This window comes from Bacillus sp. PK6-025 (genome assembly GCF_056530265.1).
Genome location: NZ_CP096509.1, coordinates 3,142,911 through 3,161,443, shown reverse-complemented (window position 1 = coordinate 3,161,443; position 18,533 = coordinate 3,142,911). Strand labels below are relative to the sequence as shown.

Genomic DNA, 18,533 nt, shown 5'->3' with positions numbered 1-18,533 from the left:
TGGAATATGGCTGAACATCCAATTCAAGGTTTGATGAAAACCGCAATGGAAAATTTAAAGGAAATGATCGATGTCAATACCATTATCGGAGATCCTGTAGAAACACCTGACGGCAGCGTCATCCTAACCGTCTCCAGAGTGGGATTCGGTTTTGCGGCTGGCGGAAGCGAGTTCGGCGGAAATAAACCGGCCGAATCCAAAGCGAGCGATGGAGATCGTGAACGAAAAGAATCGAAGCTCCCGTTTGGCGGGGGAAGCGGGGGAGGCGTATCGATTACGCCGATTGCTTTTTTGATTGTCGGATCATCAGGCGTTAAAATCCTGCATTTGGATGAAAACACGCACGTCATCGATAAGATTTTAGACGCAGCCCCGCAAACGATCGAACGGATTCAGCATATGTTTAAGAAAAACGATAAGCAAAAGCAAAATATGAACCGCCAAAACCAGACGCCTCCATTTTAAAAGCTTCGGCTTTCCGGCCACAGAAGTTAACTGTTCCTGCAGCAGTTAACTTTTTTTGTCTCGGCCGGACTTAAGCTTTGCAGTTTGTCCTAAACTCTTTTATAGTAGAGTCATACATAAATGAAGGAGGAATGATGATGGCTTCAATTACATTTAAAGGAAACCCGGTGACACTGGTAGGTTCAGAAGTGAAAGTCGGAGACCAGGCGCCTGATTTCACTGTTTTGTCCAATTCGCTTGAGGAAGTCACGCTTCAAGACATTAAAGGCAAACCAGCCGTTATTTCGGTGATTCCGTCTATCGATACAGGTGTTTGTGACGCGCAGACCCGCCGCTTTAACGAAGAAGCCGCAGGCCTCGGTTCAGTGAAAGTGTATACGATCAGCGCGGATCTGCCGTTTGCACAGGCTCGCTGGTGCGGAGCAAACGGAATTGAAAATGTGGAAACATTGTCAGATCATAGGGAAATGTCTTTTGGGGAAGCATTCGGGCTTTACATTAAAGAATTGAGATTGCTTGCCCGCGCCGTATTTGTGTTAGATGAAAACGGAAAAGTCGTCTACACTGAATACGTCAGCGAAGCGACAAACCACCCGGACTATGACAAAGCCATCGAAGCTGCCAAATCACTCGTTAAGTAAATTCAACTCATAAAAGGGCTCCAGGTGATCATCTTGCCGGAGCTCTTTTCATGGCTTTGATTTTTTGATAAGGAGAGACATCATCATGCAAAACTATCCAGTCGAAACGATTTATGAATGGCTTGACAAAGGAGCGGAAATCATCGCACGTGACCTGCAGATCCCTTACATAGAAGGATTGGCGGAAGCAGGAGAGGCATTCTTTACAGGTTCCGCGGACCGCGGGCTTTCCGAAAAAGCCGAACAAAAGGTGAAGGATCTGCTCGGCCGTGCGCGTTTTTCAGAATGCAGCCATGAGGCGATCCGAAAAGCCTTCCAGCTTGCCATCCTGAAAGGCCAGAAAGATATTCCCCATCCGAACCGGCAGATGACGCCCGATACAATCGGTTTATTTATCGGATATCTGGTGAACAAATTCATCGGACCCAAAAAAGAATTGACGCTGTTTGATCCGGCGGTCGGCACTGGAAACCTGCTGCTTGCCGTCTTGAACCAGCTGGCCGGTGAAGCCGGAAAAGCGTTCGGCTCAGAGATTGATGACGTTCTGATCAAGCTCGCCTATGTCCAGGCAAACCTGCAGGAAAAGGAAATCGAGCTTTTTAACCAGGACAGCCTGCAGCCGATTTTTATGGAGCCTGCCGATGCGGTCATTTGCGATCTTCCCGTCGGATATTATCCTGATGACGAAAGCGCGCGCGCTTTCGAATTAAAGGCAGATGAAGGCCATTCTTTTTCACACCATTTGTTTATTGAACAAAGCTTGACCTATACGAAACCGGGCGGCTATTTATTTTTTATGATTCCGAACCAATTGTTCGAAAGCAGCCAAAGCGAAAAGCTGCGTACCTTTTTAAAGGACAATGCGTATATTAATGCAGTGCTTCAGCTTCCGCTGTCGATTTTCAAAGATGAGGCACACGCGAAGAGCATTTTGGTTTTACAAAAGCATGGCGAACAGGCGAAAGCGCCTAAACAAGTTCTGCTTGCACAAGTTCCATCATTCGCCAATCAGGATGCGATGCTGAAAATGACAGCCAAACTCGACAACTGGTTTCAAGCTGAAAAAAGATAAGCAGATCAGAGAAGATATATTCTCTGATCTGTTTTTATATTCAGAATATAATAATTTCTTTGTGAAAGCGTTAACATGTCGGATCGTGACTTGAAATGCACTCTTTTGAGTGTTTAAATGAGAAAGGCAGATATTTTTTGAATTTACTAAGAACGATTTTATACATATTTTTTATGATCCGGGTTGAACATAATGTCACCGGACTATAGGTAAAAAGGAGCGTCATTTTATGTCCAAAATTATTGCAATCAATGCTGGAAGCTCATCATTGAAATTTCAACTGTTCGAAATGCCCAGCGAAAAAGTACTAACAAAAGGCCTTGTTGAGCGAATCGGGCTGGATAACGGCATCTTCACGATTTCCGTCAACGACGAAAAAAAGACCGAAACAACAGATATCCCGGATCACTCCGTAGCCGTAAAAATGCTGTTGGATAAACTTACAAAATTCGGCATTATCAAAGATTTAAATGAAATCGACGGAATCGGACACCGCGTCGTACACGGCGGCGAAAAGTTCAGCGATTCCGTTTTATTGACGGATGAAATGATCCATGAGATCGAGGAGATTTCGGAACTCGCACCGCTTCATAACCCGGCTAATATTGTCGGAATTAAAGCGTTTAAAGAAGTACTTCCAAATGTTCCTGCCGTGGCCGTTTTTGATACGGCATTCCACCAAACAATGCCGGAACAATCTTATCTGTACAGTCTGCCATACGAATACTATGAGAAATTCGGCATCCGTAAATACGGTTTCCATGGCACATCTCATAAATATGTGACTGAACGCGCGGCAGAGCTGCTCGGCCGTCCGATTGAAGAACTTCGCCTGATTTCCTGCCACCTTGGAAACGGCGCGAGCATCGCAGCTGTTGAAGGCGGCAAATCAATCGATACATCAATGGGCTTCACACCGCTTGCAGGTGTGGCGATGGGTACGCGTTCAGGAAACATCGATCCTGCGCTTATCCCGTTCATTATGGAAAAAACGGGTCAAACAGCCGACGAAGTCCTGAACACACTCAATAAAAAGAGCGGTCTTTTAGGTATTTCCGGATTCTCAAGCGATTTGCGCGATATTGTCGAAGCAACTAAAGAAGGCAATGAACGTGCGGAAACAGCCCTTGAAGTATTCGCAAGCAGAATTCATAAATACATCGGTTCTTATGCAGCGAGAATGAGCGGAGTAGACGCGATCATTTTCACTGCCGGCATCGGGGAAAACAGCGTTGAAGTCAGAGAGCGCGTTCTTCATGGTTTGGAATTCATGGGTGTCTATTGGGATCCTGCGTTGAATAACGTCCGTGGAAAAGAAGCGTTTATCAGCTATCCGCATTCACCTGTAAAAGTCCTCGTCATCCCGACGAATGAAGAAGTGATGATTGCAAGAGACGTCGTTAGACTGGCTCACTAAAAATAAAAAAACAGCCTTCTCTTTACAAGGAAGGCTGTTTTTTTATGCATCTTCCCCTTTATAATGAAAAAAGACTGTATAAAGGAGGCTATTTAGCCATGAGTGTTGAGGAACATAAAAAAGAAGCGCCGGACCGCGTCAACTGCAAAGTTATTACTGTCAGCGATACAAGAACGGAAGACACAGATAAAAGTGGCCGGCTTATGAAAGAGTTTTTAGCGGAAGACGGTCATGAGATCGTTTCCTATGAGATTGTAAAGGATGAAAAGGAAATGATTCAAAAAGCCGTGCTGGAAGGCTGTCTTGATGACCGGATCGATGCCATCCTATTAAACGGAGGGACGGGCATTGCCTCTAGAGATGTAACAATCGAGTCGATCGTTCCTCTTTTTTCGAAAGAAATTCCGGGATTTGGGGAGATATTCCGCATGCTGAGTTATACAGAGGATATCGGAGCGGCTGCGATCCTTTCAAGAGCTGCAGCGGGTGTTATTCAAAATAAAGCCGTGTTTGCAACACCGGGTTCAAGCGGGGCGGTTAAGCTTGCAATGTCAAAGCTGATTGTGCCTGAGCTTGCCCATGTCATCAGAGAACTGAGAAAAGATATGAAAAAATAAAGCCGGAAAGCCCTCCGGCTGAACGCTGAATATGCACTGAACTTCATTCATAAAAAATGAATGAAGTTTTTTTTATAAAAAGGTTGAAAAAACCAGACTTCCTTGTTAAAGTGTATACATATTAAATGTATTTTTATTAAATAAAACTTATTTTTATACAAAAAGAGCACCGAGATGAGAGGAGTTTTTCAAAATGACGCAAAAGAAAAAAGTGGTTTTAGCATATTCAGGAGGACTTGATACTTCTGTCGCGATAAAATGGCTGCAGGAACAGGGATATGATGTAGTGGCCTGCTGCCTTGACGTCGGGGAGGGAAAGGATCTCGCATTTGTTCAGCAAAAAGCGCTTCAAGTCGGGGCTTCTAATTCATATGTTATCGATGCAAAAGAAGAATTTGCGAAAGAGTTTGCACTGACCGCCCTCCAGGCCCATACGCTTTATGAAGGAAAGTACCCGCTTGTATCAGCCCTGTCCAGACCGCTGATCGCCAAAAAGCTGGTCGAAGTGGCTGAAAAAGAGAACGCCCAAGCCGTGGCTCACGGCTGCACAGGCAAAGGAAATGACCAAGTGCGCTTCGAGGTGTCCATTAAATCGCTCAATCCGGATTTAGAGGTGCTGGCACCTGTGCGCGAATGGAAATGGTCGCGCGACGAAGAGATCGCGTATGCAGAAAAGCACGGCATTCCGATTCCGATCAATCTTGACAGCCCGTATTCAATTGACCAGAACCTGTGGGGCAGAAGCAATGAATGCGGAGTTCTGGAAGATCCATGGGCGGCGCCTCCTGAAGGGGCTTATGATTTGACGAAGCCGCTTGAAAAAAACACCGGATACCCCCGATGTGATCGAAATCGCTTTTGAAGAGGGCATTCCGGTTTCCATTGACGGCGCTCATTACTCGCTGTCAGACTTGATTTTAAAGCTGAATGAACTGGCGGGCGCGCATGGAGTGGGGCGCATCGACCATGTTGAAAACCGCCTTGTCGGCATCAAATCACGCGAAGTGTACGAATGCCCGGGCGCGATGACTTTGATTAAGGCGCACAAAGAGCTTGAAGATTTGACATTAGTAAAAGAAGTGGCGCATTTCAAACCTCTGATCGAACAAAAAATGGCTGAAGTGATCTATAACGGCCTGTGGTTTTCTCCGCTTAAAGACGCGCTTTCCGGTTTCCTGAAAGAAACGCAGAAGCATGTCACGGGCGTCGTCCGCGTCAAGCTGTTCAAAGGCCATGCGATCGTTGAAGGGCGTAAATCCGAATACTCCCTGTATGATGAAAAACTGGCGACGTATACAAAAGACGATGCGTTCGATCATCACGCTGCCGTCGGCTTTATCGAGCTGTGGGGACTGCCGACGAAAGTAAACAGCATCGTCCAAAAAAAGGAGCAGATTAAAGCATGAAAAAGCTGTGGGGAGGCCGGTTCCAAAAAACACCGGAAAAATGGGTCGATGAGTTCGGAGCATCGATCCACTTTGACAAAACGCTCGTGAAAGAAGATATCGCAGGGTCTCTCGCTCATGCTTCCATGCTTGAAAAATGCGGCATTTTAACCGAAGCAGAAGCGGTCAAAATAAAAGAAGGCCTGACATCCCTTTTGCACAAAGCGGAAAAAAACGAACTCGATTTTTCAGTCGATTACGAAGACATTCACCTCAACCTTGAAAAAATGCTCATTGACGAAATCGGGCCGCTCGGCGGAAAGCTTCATACGGCCAGAAGCCGAAACGACCAGGTGGCGACGGATATGCACCTGTATTTAAAAGGGCACACAGAGCATATCATCGAGCTGATTACGGCTTTTCAACACGTGCTTATCGAAAAAGCGGAAGAACATGTGGAGACGATACTGCCGGGATACACCCATCTGCAGCGGGCGCAGCCGATCTCGTTCGCGCATCATTTGCTCGCTTACTTCTGGATGCTTGAGCGCGATAAAGAACGCTATCATGATTCATTCAAGCGGATTAACAAGTCCCCCCTTGGATGCGGGGCGCTCGCCGGAACGACATTTCCGATCGACCGAGAATATTCAGCAGGTCTGCTCGGGTTTGACTCGATATATGAAAACAGCTTGGACGGCGTCAGCGACAGGGATTTCATCCTTGAATTTTTAAGCGCGAGCAGCATTTTGATGATGCATCTGTCAAGATTCTCCGAAGAAATCATTCTTTGGTGTTCGCAGGAATTTAAATTCATTGAGCTTGATGACACTTATGCTACGGGGAGCAGCATGATGCCGCAAAAGAAAAACCCGGACATGGCAGAGCTTATCCGCGGGAAAACCGGACGCGTATACGGTGATCTGATCGGCCTCCTGACGATTATGAAAGGGCTCCCGTTAGCGTACAATAAAGATTTGCAGGAAGACAAAGAAGGTATGTTTGATACTGTGAAAACGGTCGAAGGAAGCCTTGAGATTTTTGCCGGCATGACGAAAACGATGACAGTGAACAAAAATATGATGAAAAAAGCAACGGAGCAGGATTTTTCAAATGCCACCGAACTTGCCGACTATCTGGCTAAAAAGGGCATGCCGTTCAGAGAGGCGCACGAAGTCGTCGGAAAGCTTGTCTACACTTGTATCGAAAAAGGCATTTATCTCAGCGGCCTGCCGTTTGAAGAGTTCGAAAAGGCAAGCGAACTGTTTGAAGAAGACGTCTACATCGTGCTCGACCCGCACCATGCCGTCGAAAAAAGGATGAGTGAAGGCGGGACGGGATTCAAAAAGGTGGAAGAAGCCATTCAAAAGGCGAAGCATTGTTTGAACAATTTTTAACACTTCCCGATTCGATTCATAACTGTGCGGCTTCATACGCAAAATAGATTTGTGAATCGAAAAGGGGTGTGGCAATGAAACAAGATCAGTCAAAACACGCATACATGTATGATGCCGACGGCGATAAAGAAACCGTTCAGCAAATCTCTGATGCCTATTTCAGCGGATTTGTCGCGCACGATGACGCACAGCCGTTAGCTGATGCAGATAAACAATAGAAAGCTGGAGCCCGTAACAGCGGGCTTCAGCTTTCTTCTGTCCAGCGGCGATTGCAAATTTCCCGATGCTCCACATGTGATATACTCTGGCTTTTGTAGTAAAGTATAGGTAGATACATGCAATCATTTGCGAATACCGAGAACCAATGCCTGGGAGGGAAAGATGTGCGCCATGCGTTAATTACTGCCGGTTCAAAAGGTTTGGGGCGTAAAGTGACGGAAGCCCTGCTTGAAAAAGGCTACTCAGTGACGGTGAATTACAGGCAGGACGAAGAAGCTGTCAGCCGCCTCAAAGAAAAATGGCGGTCATCCCTTGACCGTTTACAGTTTGTAAAGGGAGATGTCACCAAGAAAGAAGACCTGCTCCGGATGGTGAATGCCGCACTTGAGCGATTTGGAAAAATTGATCTTCTGATCAATAATGCCGGCCCATACATATTTGAACGAAAAAAGCTTGCAGATTATACTGATGATGAATGGTATGACATGCTTGAAGGCAACTTAAGCTCTGTCTTCCATCTGTTTAAAGCGGTTGTTCCGGTGATGAGGCGCCAGCGGTTCGGCCGCATCATCACATACGGATTTCAGGGGGCCGACCATGCGCCGGGCTGGCTGCATCGTTCCGCTTTTGGAGCGGCGAAAGTGGGGCTGGCTTCTTTAACAAAAACGATCGCCATTGAAGAAGCGGGCTCCGGCATCACAGCCAACATGGTTTGTCCAGGCAACATCGTCGGGGATATGAAAGAGGCCTCGATTTCAGAAGCGAGGGCGTCACTTGATGAGGAAACGCCGATCGGCAGGTCGGGAACCGGTGAAGATATCGCAAGGATCATCACTTTTCTATGCGATGAACATTCCGACTACATTACGGGAACAGTCATTGAAGCGACAGGCGGCTTGAATGTGATTAACCGTCATTCTCTTTAGACGTGCGAAATTAAAAAACAGGGGTGGATATGATGAAAGTGACATATCATGGTCATTCAGTGGTAACAGTTGAAACGGGAAATCATCAGTTGATCTTCGATCCGTTTATTACAGGAAATTCTTTAACCGATTTAAAGCCGGAAGAGGTTAAAGCGGATGTTATTTTGCTGACCCACGGTCATAACGATCATGTCGGCGATACCGTCGAAATCGCCAAGCGAAATCATTCGCTCGTTGTAGCTCCGAATGAACTCGCGGTCTATCTGGGATGGAAAGGCCTGAATGTCCATCCGATGCATATCGGCGGCTCCCATCAGTTCGATTTTGGCCAAGTCAAGCTGACGCAGGCTTTCCACGGATCGGCTTATACGGAAGAAGACAGCCAAAAGATCGTCTATACCGGCATGCCGGCGGGGATCCTCTTGACTGTGGAAGGAAGGACGATTTTTCATGCAGGAGACACCGGGCTTTTCTCAGATATGAAGCTGATCGGTGAATTAAATCATATCGACCTCGCTTTCCTGCCGATCGGCGATAATTTTACGATGGGCCCGGAGGATGCCAAACTGGCCGCAGAATGGCTCAGGGCGAAACAGGTTGTACCGGTTCACTACTCGACGTTCCCCGTCATCGAACAGGACCCGCATGCATTTGCGGACAGCCTTCCCGGCGGCGTCGGAAAAGTGCTTGAGGTCGGTGAGTCAATCGAATTTAAATAAACTTGTTTTTAGAGGACCCGAATCCGGGTCCTTTTTTCGGTTGAACCGGTTATATGTCTATCAAAACATGTTAATGATGATATAATATAGGAATCGGATTGTTCTTGGGAGGATATTATGAGGGTATTGAAATACGCGATTTTGGGGCTCCTTGATCACGGGAGTTTGAGCGGCTACGATATGACAAGCCGCTTTAAAGCCGAATTGGGCCAATTTTGGAGCGCCAAGCACAGTCAGATTTATCCCGAGCTGAAAAAGCTGACGGATGAAGGATTTATCGAATATGAAACGGTGATCCAAGGCTCAAAATTAGAAAAGAAAATGTATTCCATCACAGAGGCCGGAAAGCGTGAACTTCACGGATGGCTTACGGAATTCAAACCGGTCCCCGATACGGTAAAAGATGAATTTATGCTGAAAGCTTATTTTATCTCTTCGATGGAACGTGATGAAGCGAAAAGGCTTTTTGCCGATCAGCTTCAAAAGCGGGAGGAGAAAGCCGTTTTTTTAAAAAATAAGCTCGAAGAATTGAAGCGCGAAGCGGGTGAATCGATAACTTTCCGCTCGCCTCATTTCGGCCATTACCTTGTATTGACCCGGGCGCTGGAGCGGGAAAACGGCTATTGCTCATGGCTTGAAAAAGCGCTTCTTCTGATGGAGAATGATCGCTCTTAGACGGACATGATGTTGCGAAGGCGGATTGCGGTTCAATTGCACAACCATTTATAATAAATATATCTAGCAGTCAGAGGATGAAGGTGAAACGATTGGCGACAAAACACGAACAGATTTTAAAATATATTGATTCTTTGTCCGTCGGCGAAAAAATCTCCGTCAGGCGGATTGCGAAGGAAATGAAAGTCAGTGAAGGAACTGCTTACAGAGCGATAAAAGAAGCCGAGAATAAAGGGTTTGTCAGCACGATCGAAAGGGTCGGAACGATCAGGATCGAGCAAAAGAAAAAAGAGAATATTGAAAAACTGACATACGCTGAAGTGGTCAATGTCATTGACGGCCATGTGCTTGGCGGAAAAGCAGGGCTTCATAAAACGCTCAACAAATTCGTCATCGGAGCGATGAAGCTTGATGCGATGATGAGATATACCGGGGCGGGCAACCTGCTGATTGTCGGCAACCGAATCGATGCGCACCGCCAGGCTTTGGAAGCGGGTGCTGCCGTGCTGGTGACCGGCGGTTTTGATACGGAGCCGGAGATTATTGAGCTTGCCGACAGGCTCGAGCTCCCGGTCATTTCTACAAGCTATGACACGTTTACTGTAGCCGCGATGATCAACAGGGCGATTTATGACCAGCTCATCAAAAAAGAGGTCGTGCTTGTCGAGGATATTTTGACCCCTTTGGAAAAAACGGTCTGCTTATCCCCTCATGAAAAGCTCGAAAGATGGTATGAGAAAAACTTTGAAACGGGGCACGGACGTTTTCCCATCGTTGACGAGCAGATGAAAATCCACGGCATTTTAACTTCAAAAGATGTTGCCGGATATGACCGCTCTGTATTGATTGAAAAAGTCATGACGAAAAACCCGATTACAGTAATCGGCAAAACGTCAGTCGCTTCAGCGGCGCAGATGATGGTCTGGGAAGGAATCGAAGTGCTTCCCGTCGTTGACGAGCGGCAAAAGCTGATCGGCATGATCAGCAGGCAGGACGTATTAAAGGCGCTTCAAATGATTCAGAAGCAGCCTCAGGTCGGCGAAAAACTCGATGACATTGTGACAGGCGGTTTCAAAGAATCGGACAATGACAAAAACAAGCCGGATCCGGTTTATCAATACGAAGTAACGCCGCAAATGACAAACCACTTGGGAACGATTTCCTACGGCGTGTTTACGACGATTTTGACCGAAGCTGCAAACCGTTTTTTGCGGTCGCACAAAAAAGGCGAACTCGTGATAGAGAGCATGACGATTTATTTTTTAAAGCCTGTGCAAATGGAGTCTGTCATTGAAATAAAACCGAACATTCTCGAAGCCGGGAGAAAGTTCGGAAAAATGGATATAGAAGTTTTTCACCAGGGTGCTCTCGTCGGCAAAGCGATGATGATGGTTCAGCTGATGGAAAGAAGCTAAGGGACGCGGCCAGTGTCCCTCTTTTCGCTTATGCGTTTTCCCGTTCGTTTTCTTTCGCAAGCAAAGGGACATAGTGCTTATAGGCTCTGTAGCCGGCCCACATGCTCCCGAGCCCGGTCAGCATAAAAATAACGCCGATGACGACAGCAAGCGTGCCGCGGTTTAAAAGCAGCTGATTGGCGCCGAAGAACATGATAAACAGGCCCAGACTCATGCTTGACTTGGCCGAATAGTATTCCCGTTCAATCGCTTTTTTGGTGCGCACATACCTTACTTTGAAGTACCCATAAGCTATCGCTGAAACCACAATGAAAAAAACAAAAAACGGCATAATCGACATCCTCCATTGTAAGTTTTACAAACCCATTGTATACATAATCGGGTTCGCTTTCTACAATAAAAAGTCATAACTTTCACTTTCCACCAACAACAGATTATGATTTAATGGTTAAAAACAAAGTAAAGAAGGGGCGCGTCATGAAAAAAGAAATCATCAGAACCATATCATTATATGACACGATCATTATACATAGACATGTGAGACCGGATCCCGATGCCTACGGATCCCAATGCGGCCTTGCGGAAATCCTGAGGGCAACCTATCCTGAAAAAAATATTTTCGCGGTCGGAACGCCCGAGCCTTCCCTCGCTTTTTTGTACACCCCGGATGTGATTGAAGACCCGGTGTATGAAAATGCACTTGTCATCGTCTGTGACACGGCCAATCAAGCGAGAATTTCCGATTCGCGCTACAACATGGGCGACAAGCTGATCAAAATCGACCATCATCCGAATGAAGACCAATACGGCGACCTTTTATGGGTGGATACGAATGCGAGCTCGACGAGCGAGATGATTTACGAACTGTATTTAGCGGGTAAAGAACAAGCGGGATGGACGCTTCCGACAAAGGGTGCCGAACTGATCTATGCCGGCATTGTGGGGGATACAGGGCGCTTCTTATTTCCGAACACGACAAAAAAGACATTGAAATATGCCGGAGAGCTGATTGAGTATCCTTTTAATTCTCAGGCGCTTTTTAATCAATTGTATGAGACGAAATTAAATGTTGTGAGGCTGAACGGTTACATTTACCAGAATGTTTCTCTGTCCGAAAACGGTGTGGCGTCGGTATTCATCACCCGTGACATTTTGCATCAATACAATATTACGCCGTCTGAAGCTTCACAGCTTGTCAGCACGCTCGGCAATATTTCAGGAATCAAAGCATGGGTGTTTTTTGTGGAGGAAGCCGACCAGATCAGGGTAAGGCTTCGTTCAAAGGGGCCGATTGTCAATGAAGTCGCTAAAAAATACAACGGCGGAGGCCATCCGCTCGCAGCCGGTGCTTCCATCTATGACTGGAAAGACACCGATCTTGTCATCGCTGACTTGGAGCGCATATGCAAAGAAAACAAATAAGAGGGGAAGTCCCTCTTTTTTTGTGCAGTTCAACTGCAAGCGTTTGCATTATATTTTGCGAAAAAGTAAGCAGCAAAGTGTAAGCAGATCATTTTACGCATCACAGCTGCTGCTTATTCAGGTATAAACCATGATCCGATATCTGTTACATCCTCATAAACATGGATGTTTTGGGCTCTTAACTCTCTTTTGATAAGGGACGCGAGACTTTCGGTTTCCGCATAAGCCGAGTAGCCCAGCTTGATCCGGTTGACTTTATCTCTTGCCAGCTGATGGTAACTGTAAATGTACATTCTGCTTTCCTCCCTTTTTAAAAAAACTTACATATCGCTTACTGTCAGTTTAAATTAAAATATGGAAAAAAGCGACGAATGCATGTAAATCGTAAAAAAAAATCCATAATTTTATTCGGAAAAAGAGATTTTGATTTCAACGGAAAGCCGTGTATAAATCGTCAGTTCGGTGACTTTCGCTTTGTACGTTTTATCGTTTATCGTATACTCTTTATTTTCAATCGTCCGCTTTAAAAGCTCCTTCGTCCGGTAGACGCTTTCGATATCCTTTGTGATGACATCCGAAATATTATCCCGGATACGCTCTTCAAAGTTCATCATGTCGGGCTGTGACAATTTGTATTGCTTGCCGTTGATCAGCTTGACGTCGACGCTTTGAATCAGCAGTTTTCTTTTATTGTCTTCATTCAGCTTATGAAGGTCCTCCCGGTAAATGGTGATCTGGTCATTTAAATCATTGATGCGCTCTTTCTGTTCTCTTATCAAGACGACCTGCTTCTCCTGAAAGGTGCCGTATGTAAACAGGAACACGACCCAGCTGATGATGGCTCCGCACATCATTCCCGCAAAAAAACGCTGCCAACCCGGTTTTTTATAATAAGGAGGGATTCTCATGAGGAAATATGCTCCTGTGTGAGCCAATTGATGATCAGATAACCGGTCTGCGCTCCTCCCATCGCCGAAAGAATCAGGAGAAGCTGTTTTACGATGTCTCTCGTATTGCCTTCGATAATGCCCCTTTCAAAGCTGTAGACCGCGTCAAACGTGCCGCCGATTGCCGCAACCAGCGCCCAGATTTTTAGACGGTTTGCGAGGCTTGTAATAATCGTTAAAGGCGGCTGTCCCGACAGATAGGCGCCGATCCCTCCGATTAAGCAACCGCCGAGAAGCACTCCTAGCGCAATAAAATAACAGCTGATAAAGTTTGGAAAAAAGGGCTGTTCAGGATCCATTCCGATCACCTCACCTTATCACACTATATGGATAAAGAAAGACAAGTATGATTGTTGATCAAAGAAAGAACATTTGTTTCTCATTCGATCCCATCATATAATAAAAAGAGACGGCTCGAAAAAGGAAGGGGTGACAGAAATGCCTTTTGTTCACCTGCAAGTACACAGCGGTTACAGCTTATTAAACAGCGCCGCTTCCGTAGAGGACCTCACGGCCAAAGCCAAAGAGCTGGGCTACAGCGCAATGGCGCTGACGGATGATGAGGTCATGTACGGGGCGGTGGAATTTTATAAATCATGCAAAAAACGCGGCATCAAGCCGATTATCGGGCTTACAGCCTCAGTTTTAACAGATGAAAAAGAACAGCTTTCATATCCGCTCGTTCTTTTGGCGAAAACAAACAAAGGCTACCAAAACCTGCTGAAAATCAGCAGCGTGTTGCAGTCGAAATCAAAAACCGGCATCAAAGAAAAATGGCTCAAAAGTTATCATGAAGGGCTCATTGCGCTGACAACGGGCGGGACAAGCCATGTTGAAGCGCTGTTGAAAGAAGGGCTGATCGAAGAGGCGAAGAACGCCGCCCTCCGCTGTCTTTCGATCTTCGGAGAGGGCAGCTTTTATTTGTCGTATCAGCCGTACAAGGGCGACCCGCTTCTTTCTGAACGCATTCTGGAGCTCAGCGAACATACGGGAATTCCGATTGCCGCAACCGGCGATGTACGCTACATCGAAAAAGAGGATGCGGCAGCTTATACGTGTTTAAAAGCGATTAAAGCGGGCGAGAAGCTGAACGAAGACATGAAGGCCGAAGGAGATCTGCATCTTGAGCTCAAGCCGCCCGCTGAAATGCTTGACATTTACAGGGATCGTCCGGACGCGTTGGAGAATACAGTCAAAATCGCGGATCTGTGCCAGGTGGACCTGAGCCTTGGCCAGACGCGCCTGCCGAAATATCCGGCGCCTTCCGGCAAGAATGCTGACGATTATTTGGCTGAGCTTTGCTTTCTCGGACTGGAAAAACGGTTCGATGCCGCTCCGAGGGAGTATGTCGAACGGCTTGAGTATGAGCTGAAAGTGATTCGCGACATGGCGTTCAGCGACTATTTTTTGATCGTCTGGGATTTCATGAAGTTCGCCCACGACAACGGCATTATCACAGGGCCGGGGCGGGGGTCGGCGGCCGGCTCTCTCGTCGCTTATACGCTGTTTATCACAGATGTCGATCCGATCAAGCACAAATTGCTGTTTGAACGGTTTTTAAATCCGGAGCGCATCAGCATGCCCGATATCGATATCGATTTTCCCGATACGAGAAGGGATGAAGTCATCCAATACGTGAAAAATAAATACGGGGCACTGCACGTAGCGCAAATTATCACGTTTGGTACATTGGCCGCAAAAGCGGCGCTCCGGGACGTCGGCAGGGTGATGGGCATCAGTCCGAAAGAAGCCGACCAGCTGGCGAAATTGATTCCGTCCAAACCTGGAGTGACGCTGAAAGAGGCGAGAGCTCTTTCTGTTGAACTGGACAAGCGCTTGAACGGGTCCAAGAAGCTTCAGGACATATTTAAAACGGCTCAGAAAATCGAAGGGCTTCCGCGGCATACGTCCATTCATGCGGCGGGCGTCGTGTTGAGCGAGGAGCCGCTGACGAATATCATACCGATACAGGAAGGACATGACGGTGTATATTTAACGCAATATTCGATGGGCTATCTCGAAGACTTGGGACTATTGAAAATGGATTTTCTCGGCTTGCGCAATTTAACGCTCATTGAATCGATCAAAACGCTGATCGAAAAAAGCGAGCGGGTCATCATCGATTTTTCGGCGATTCCCTATGAAGATGAACAGACGTTTAAGCTGCTGTCAGAAGGAGATACGACAGGTATTTTCCAGCTCGAATCAGCCGGCATGAGAAACGTTTTAAAAAGGCTCAAGCCATCAAGCCTTGAAGACATTGTCGCTGTCAATGCCTTGTACCGCCCGGGCCCGATGGAAAATATCCCGCTGTATATCGAACGAAAGCACGGACGGGTTGCCGTGTCTTATCCGCACGAGGATTTGGCCGAGATTTTGAAAGATACATACGGCGTGATCGTTTATCAGGAACAGATCATGATGATCGCATCGCGGATGGCGGGTTTCAGGCTTGGAGAAGCCGATCTTTTGCGAAGGGCGGTCGGCAAAAAAAACAAGGAAATTCTCGATACAGAGAGAAATCATTTTATTAGTGGATGCTTGAAAAAAGGGTATTCCGTACAAGCGGCTAATGAAGTATACGATCTGATTGTAAAATTCGCCAATTACGGTTTTAACCGGAGTCATGCGGTTGCATACAGCATGATCGGCTACCAGCTCGCTTATTTAAAAGCGCATTACCCCCTCTACTTTATGTGCGGCCTCTTGACGAGTGCGATCGGAAATGAGGAAAAGCTTGCTCAGTACATCTATGAAGCGAAAGGGAAAGGGCTGCATGTTTTAGGTCCTTCCATTAATAAGAGCGGCTATCCGTTCGTCGTGGAAAACGGGGCGCTGCGCTACAGTTTAAGGGCTGTTAAAGGCGTCGGAATTTCGGCTGTGAAAGAAATCTACAGGGCGAGAAAAGAAAAGCCGTTCGCAGATTTGTTTGACTTTTGTGTCAGGACTTCTGTGAAAAGCGTGAACCGGAAAACGATTGAAGCTTTAATTTTTGCCGGAGCAATGGATGAATTCGGTGAAAACCGGGCCACTTTGCTCGCTTCTGTCGATGTCGCGCTGGAGCATGCCGAATTGTTTGCAGGAGACAATGATCAGCTCGGCTTCTTTCTCGATGAAGGCTTGACAATTAAGCCGAAGTACGCCGAGACGGAAGAAATGCCGCTCGTCGACCTGCTGGCACACGAGAAGGAGACGCTCGGCATTTACTTTTCTGACCATCCGCTGAGCGTTCACCGCAAGAAGCTGGACCGTGCAGGTGCGCTGCCGATTATTCAGCTGCTCGCCTCCAGCCGTAAAAAGGCGGCTTTGGGCGGACTTTTGACGAAGATGAAGACGATCCGTACAAAAACGGGACAGACGATGGCTTTTCTGGAGCTGAGCGATGAAAGCGGGGAAATCGAAGCGGTTGTTTTTCCTGAACAGTTCAGACAGCTTTCCCCGATCCTAGAAGAAGGCGTATCGCTTTTTGCAGAAGGACGTCTTGAGACAAGGAATGAAAAGCGCCAGCTGATCATCGCCGGGGCATCGCTTGTCGAATCGCTTCATGCTAAAAAGCAGCCGTCCGTCTATATTAAAGTGGAGGAAAGTCAGCACACCCACGATATCTTTAAGAAAATCAGCAGCATCCTGCTTGAACACAAAGGGGAAACGCCGGTCTGCGTCTATTATGAAAAACGGAAACAAACGATGCAGCTGCCGGAAAGCTACAACATCAAGGCTGACCACGCTGCCCTCTACAGGCTGAAAAGCGTTGTAGGTGAGAAAAATGTCGTGCTCAGATAGCAGGTATTTTGAGCATTATTGATCAAAAAAGCGGTCAATTGTGTTATCATTTTTAAGATTCTAGGGTTCTTCTTACAAGAATCTTAAGCAGAAAACGAAGCAAAGTTTTTGGCAAAATTCCCTTGAAGGAGTGTTTGTTAACATGTCATTGAAAGAAAAAGCGCTGCATATGCACAAAGTAAACCAGGGCAAATTGGAATCAAAATCAAAAGTGCAGGTTCGCAATGCGGATGATTTAAGCCTTGCATATTCTCCGGGTGTGGCTGAGCCCTGCAAAGCGATTTACGATGATAACAGCAAAGTATACGATTATACAATGAAGGGAAACATGGTAGCAGTCGTCTCGGACGGAACGGCAGTGCTCGGCCTCGGCAATATCGGCCCTGAAGCCGCCCTTCCGGTTATGGAAGGAAAAGCGGTTCTTTTCAAAAGCTTTGCCGGTGTGGACGCTTTCCCAATCTGTTTAAATACATCTGATGTCGACAAAATTGTTGAGACGGTCAAGCTGCTTGAGCCGACATTCGGCGGCGTCAATCTTGAAGACATTGCAGCGCCGAACTGTTTTGTCATTGAAGAACGCCTCAAAAAAGAAACAAAAATCCCGGTGTTTCACGATGACCAGCACGGTACTGCAATCGTTACGGTAGCCGGTCTCGTCAATGCGCTTAAGCTGTCCGGCAAATCGATGTCTTCCGTCAAAGTCGTGGCAAACGGCGCCGGGGCAGCGGGAATTGCCATTATCAAGCTTCTTTATCATTTCGGCGTGCGCGATATCATCATGTGCGACACGAAAGGCGCGATTTACGAAGGCCGTCCGAACGGCATGAACGCTGTTAAAGATGAAGTCGCAAAATATACGAACAAAAACCGCATAGACGGATCGCTCAAAGATGTGATCAAAGACGCCGATGTCTTTATCGGAGTTTCCGTCGAAGGTGCTTTGACAAAAGAAATGGTTGAAAGCATGGCTGACAAACCGATCATCTTCGCCATGGCGAATCCAAATCCTGAAATCATGCCTGCTGATGCGCATGAAGCCGGAGCAAGCGTCATTGGAACTGGACGCTCTGACTTCCCTAACCAAGTGAACAACGTTCTCGCATTCCCCGGCATCTTCCGCGGGGCGCTCGACGTCCGCGCGACACATATTAACGAAGAAATGAAAATCGCCGCGGTTGAGGCGATCGCATCACTCGTTTCCGACGAAGAGCTGAGCCCCGAATATGTCATTCCGGCTCCGTTCGATCCAAGGGTCGCACCGGCCGTTGCCAAAGCGGTAGCGAAAGCCGCGATGGAAACAGGTGTTGCACGAATCGATGTCGATCCTGAAGAAGTCGCTGAAAAGACAAGAAAGCTTGCAGTAATTGAAGGAAAATAAAACTCCATTTTTGTGATCAGCGCGTGATTGCTCTGGCCTAAAGAGCCGTCACGCG

At 46.9% G+C, this 18,533-nt stretch carries 18 protein-coding genes and 1 pseudogene; 15 read left to right on the top strand and 4 right to left on the bottom strand.

Annotated features, from left to right (window positions below):
• Positions 1 to 6 precede the first annotated feature (6 nt).
• From ytfJ to M1D67_RS16095, 12 genes and pseudogenes are all read left to right on the top strand, one after another.
• On the top strand, positions 7 to 465 hold the full coding sequence (gene ytfJ, locus M1D67_RS16150; protein ID WP_020452581.1) for a GerW family sporulation protein: 459 nt from the start codon (positions 7 to 9) through the stop codon (positions 463 to 465).
• 137 nt (positions 466 to 602) lie between these two features.
• Positions 603 to 1,106, top strand: a complete 504-nt coding sequence (gene tpx / locus M1D67_RS16145; protein WP_023855499.1) for a thiol peroxidase — start codon at positions 603 to 605, stop codon at positions 1,104 to 1,106.
• 85 nt (positions 1,107 to 1,191) lie between these two features.
• Positions 1,192 to 2,178: a class I SAM-dependent methyltransferase gene (locus M1D67_RS16140; RefSeq protein ID WP_020452579.1), complete on the top strand. Its 987-nt coding sequence runs from the start codon at positions 1,192 to 1,194 to the stop codon at positions 2,176 to 2,178.
• Positions 2,179 to 2,407: 229 nt separating this feature from the next.
• Complete coding sequence (locus M1D67_RS16135) at positions 2,408 to 3,595, top strand: acetate kinase (protein ID WP_020452578.1); 1,188 nt, start codon at positions 2,408 to 2,410, stop codon at positions 3,593 to 3,595.
• Between the two features lie 98 nt (positions 3,596 to 3,693).
• Positions 3,694 to 4,212, top strand: a complete 519-nt coding sequence (locus M1D67_RS16130) for a MogA/MoaB family molybdenum cofactor biosynthesis protein (protein ID WP_023855497.1) — start codon at positions 3,694 to 3,696, stop codon at positions 4,210 to 4,212.
• 193 nt (positions 4,213 to 4,405) lie between these two features.
• Positions 4,406 to 5,618, top strand: a pseudogene (locus tag M1D67_RS16125) (argininosuccinate synthase).
• On the top strand, positions 5,615 to 6,994 hold the full coding sequence (gene argH, locus M1D67_RS16120; protein WP_020452575.1) for an argininosuccinate lyase: 1,380 nt from the start codon (positions 5,615 to 5,617) through the stop codon (positions 6,992 to 6,994). Before M1D67_RS16125 ends, argH begins: the two are co-directional and overlap by 4 nt.
• Before the next feature lie 74 nt (positions 6,995 to 7,068).
• Positions 7,069 to 7,212 carry a hypothetical protein gene (locus M1D67_RS16115; protein WP_020452574.1) on the top strand — a complete coding sequence of 48 codons (144 nt, stop codon included), beginning with the start codon at positions 7,069 to 7,071 and terminating at the stop codon, positions 7,210 to 7,212.
• 165 nt (positions 7,213 to 7,377) lie between these two features.
• A complete protein-coding gene (locus M1D67_RS16110) occupies positions 7,378 to 8,139 on the top strand; it encodes an SDR family oxidoreductase (protein WP_023855495.1) in 762 nt (253 codons plus the stop codon).
• A 32-nt stretch (positions 8,140 to 8,171) separates the two neighbouring features.
• On the top strand, positions 8,172 to 8,858 hold the full coding sequence (locus M1D67_RS16105; RefSeq protein ID WP_020452572.1) for a metal-dependent hydrolase: 687 nt from the start codon (positions 8,172 to 8,174) through the stop codon (positions 8,856 to 8,858).
• A 117-nt stretch (positions 8,859 to 8,975) separates the two neighbouring features.
• Positions 8,976 to 9,533, top strand: coding sequence for a PadR family transcriptional regulator (locus tag M1D67_RS16100; RefSeq protein WP_020452571.1), 558 nt, complete (start codon positions 8,976 to 8,978; stop codon positions 9,531 to 9,533).
• Between the two features lie 92 nt (positions 9,534 to 9,625).
• Positions 9,626 to 10,948 (top strand): CBS domain-containing protein, encoded by a 1,323-nt coding sequence (locus M1D67_RS16095; protein ID WP_020452570.1) that lies wholly within the window; start codon positions 9,626 to 9,628, stop codon positions 10,946 to 10,948.
• 28 nt (positions 10,949 to 10,976) lie between these two features.
• Here the strand turns inward: M1D67_RS16095 and M1D67_RS16090 are convergent, their stop codons facing one another.
• Positions 10,977 to 11,279: a YtpI family protein gene (locus M1D67_RS16090; RefSeq protein ID WP_023855494.1), complete on the bottom strand. Its 303-nt coding sequence runs from the start codon at positions 11,277 to 11,279 to the stop codon at positions 10,977 to 10,979.
• Between the two features lie 146 nt (positions 11,280 to 11,425).
• Here M1D67_RS16090 and M1D67_RS16085 point away from each other — a divergent pair, with 146 nt between their 5' ends.
• Complete coding sequence (locus M1D67_RS16085) at positions 11,426 to 12,370, top strand: DHH family phosphoesterase (RefSeq protein ID WP_023855493.1); 945 nt, start codon at positions 11,426 to 11,428, stop codon at positions 12,368 to 12,370.
• Positions 12,371 to 12,483: 113 nt separating this feature from the next.
• On the opposite strand, the gene M1D67_RS16080 is transcribed toward M1D67_RS16085, so the two are convergent.
• The 3 genes from M1D67_RS16080 to ytrH all read right to left on the bottom strand — a co-directional run bounded on the left by M1D67_RS16080 (position 12,484) and on the right by ytrH (position 13,616).
• The gene (locus M1D67_RS16080) at positions 12,484 to 12,663 is read right to left on the bottom strand and encodes a YtzJ family protein (RefSeq protein WP_020452567.1); all 180 of its coding nucleotides are present in this window, start codon (positions 12,661 to 12,663) and stop codon (positions 12,484 to 12,486) included.
• Between the two features lie 111 nt (positions 12,664 to 12,774).
• Positions 12,775 to 13,278: a sporulation membrane protein YtrI gene (gene ytrI, locus M1D67_RS16075; RefSeq protein WP_020452566.1), complete on the bottom strand. Its 504-nt coding sequence runs from the start codon at positions 13,276 to 13,278 to the stop codon at positions 12,775 to 12,777.
• Complete coding sequence (ytrH, locus tag M1D67_RS16070) at positions 13,275 to 13,616, bottom strand: sporulation membrane protein YtrH (protein WP_003184343.1); 342 nt, start codon at positions 13,614 to 13,616, stop codon at positions 13,275 to 13,277. The genes ytrI and ytrH overlap by 4 nt, the downstream gene beginning before the upstream one ends.
• Positions 13,617 to 13,755: 139 nt before the next feature.
• On the opposite strand from ytrH, the gene dnaE reads away from it, so the two are divergent.
• Positions 13,756 to 17,100, top strand: a complete 3,345-nt coding sequence (gene dnaE, locus M1D67_RS16065) for a DNA polymerase III subunit alpha (protein ID WP_023855492.1) — start codon at positions 13,756 to 13,758, stop codon at positions 17,098 to 17,100.
• A gap of 142 nt (positions 17,101 to 17,242) precedes the next feature.
• Entirely contained in the window at positions 17,243 to 18,478 is a 1,236-nt protein-coding gene (gene ystJ, locus M1D67_RS16060; RefSeq protein ID WP_035338184.1) for an NADP-dependent malic enzyme, read from the top strand.
• The last annotated feature ends 55 nt before the right edge of the window (positions 18,479 to 18,533 follow it).

Bases quoted from the DNA above. Each gene is read 5' to 3' on its own strand.
- M1D67_RS16090 (WP_023855494.1), bottom strand. From the start codon at position 11,279: ATGCCGTTTTTTGTTTTTTTCATTGTGGTTTCAGCGATAGCTTATGGG.
- ytrI (WP_020452566.1), bottom strand. From the start codon at position 13,278: ATGAGAATCCCTCCTTATTATAAAAAACCGGGTTGGCAGCGTTTTTTT.
- ystJ (WP_035338184.1), top strand. From the start codon at position 17,243: ATGTCATTGAAAGAAAAAGCGCTGCATATGCACAAAGTAAACCAGGGC.
- M1D67_RS16135 (WP_020452578.1), top strand. From the start codon at position 2,408: ATGTCCAAAATTATTGCAATCAATGCTGGAAGCTCATCATTGAAATTT.
- M1D67_RS16080 (WP_020452567.1), bottom strand. From the start codon at position 12,663: ATGTACATTTACAGTTACCATCAGCTGGCAAGAGATAAAGTCAACCGG.
- M1D67_RS16085 (WP_023855493.1), top strand. From the start codon at position 11,426: ATGAAAAAAGAAATCATCAGAACCATATCATTATATGACACGATCATT.
- ytfJ (WP_020452581.1), top strand. From the start codon at position 7: ATGGCTGAACATCCAATTCAAGGTTTGATGAAAACCGCAATGGAAAAT.
- argH (WP_020452575.1), top strand. From the start codon at position 5,615: ATGAAAAAGCTGTGGGGAGGCCGGTTCCAAAAAACACCGGAAAAATGG.
- ytrH (WP_003184343.1), bottom strand. From the start codon at position 13,616: ATGGATCCTGAACAGCCCTTTTTTCCAAACTTTATCAGCTGTTATTTT.
- M1D67_RS16130 (WP_023855497.1), top strand. From the start codon at position 3,694: ATGAGTGTTGAGGAACATAAAAAAGAAGCGCCGGACCGCGTCAACTGC.
- dnaE (WP_023855492.1), top strand. From the start codon at position 13,756: ATGCCTTTTGTTCACCTGCAAGTACACAGCGGTTACAGCTTATTAAAC.
- M1D67_RS16100 (WP_020452571.1), top strand. From the start codon at position 8,976: ATGAGGGTATTGAAATACGCGATTTTGGGGCTCCTTGATCACGGGAGT.
- M1D67_RS16115 (WP_020452574.1), top strand. From the start codon at position 7,069: ATGAAACAAGATCAGTCAAAACACGCATACATGTATGATGCCGACGGC.
- tpx (WP_023855499.1), top strand. From the start codon at position 603: ATGGCTTCAATTACATTTAAAGGAAACCCGGTGACACTGGTAGGTTCA.
- M1D67_RS16140 (WP_020452579.1), top strand. From the start codon at position 1,192: ATGCAAAACTATCCAGTCGAAACGATTTATGAATGGCTTGACAAAGGA.
- M1D67_RS16105 (WP_020452572.1), top strand. From the start codon at position 8,172: ATGAAAGTGACATATCATGGTCATTCAGTGGTAACAGTTGAAACGGGA.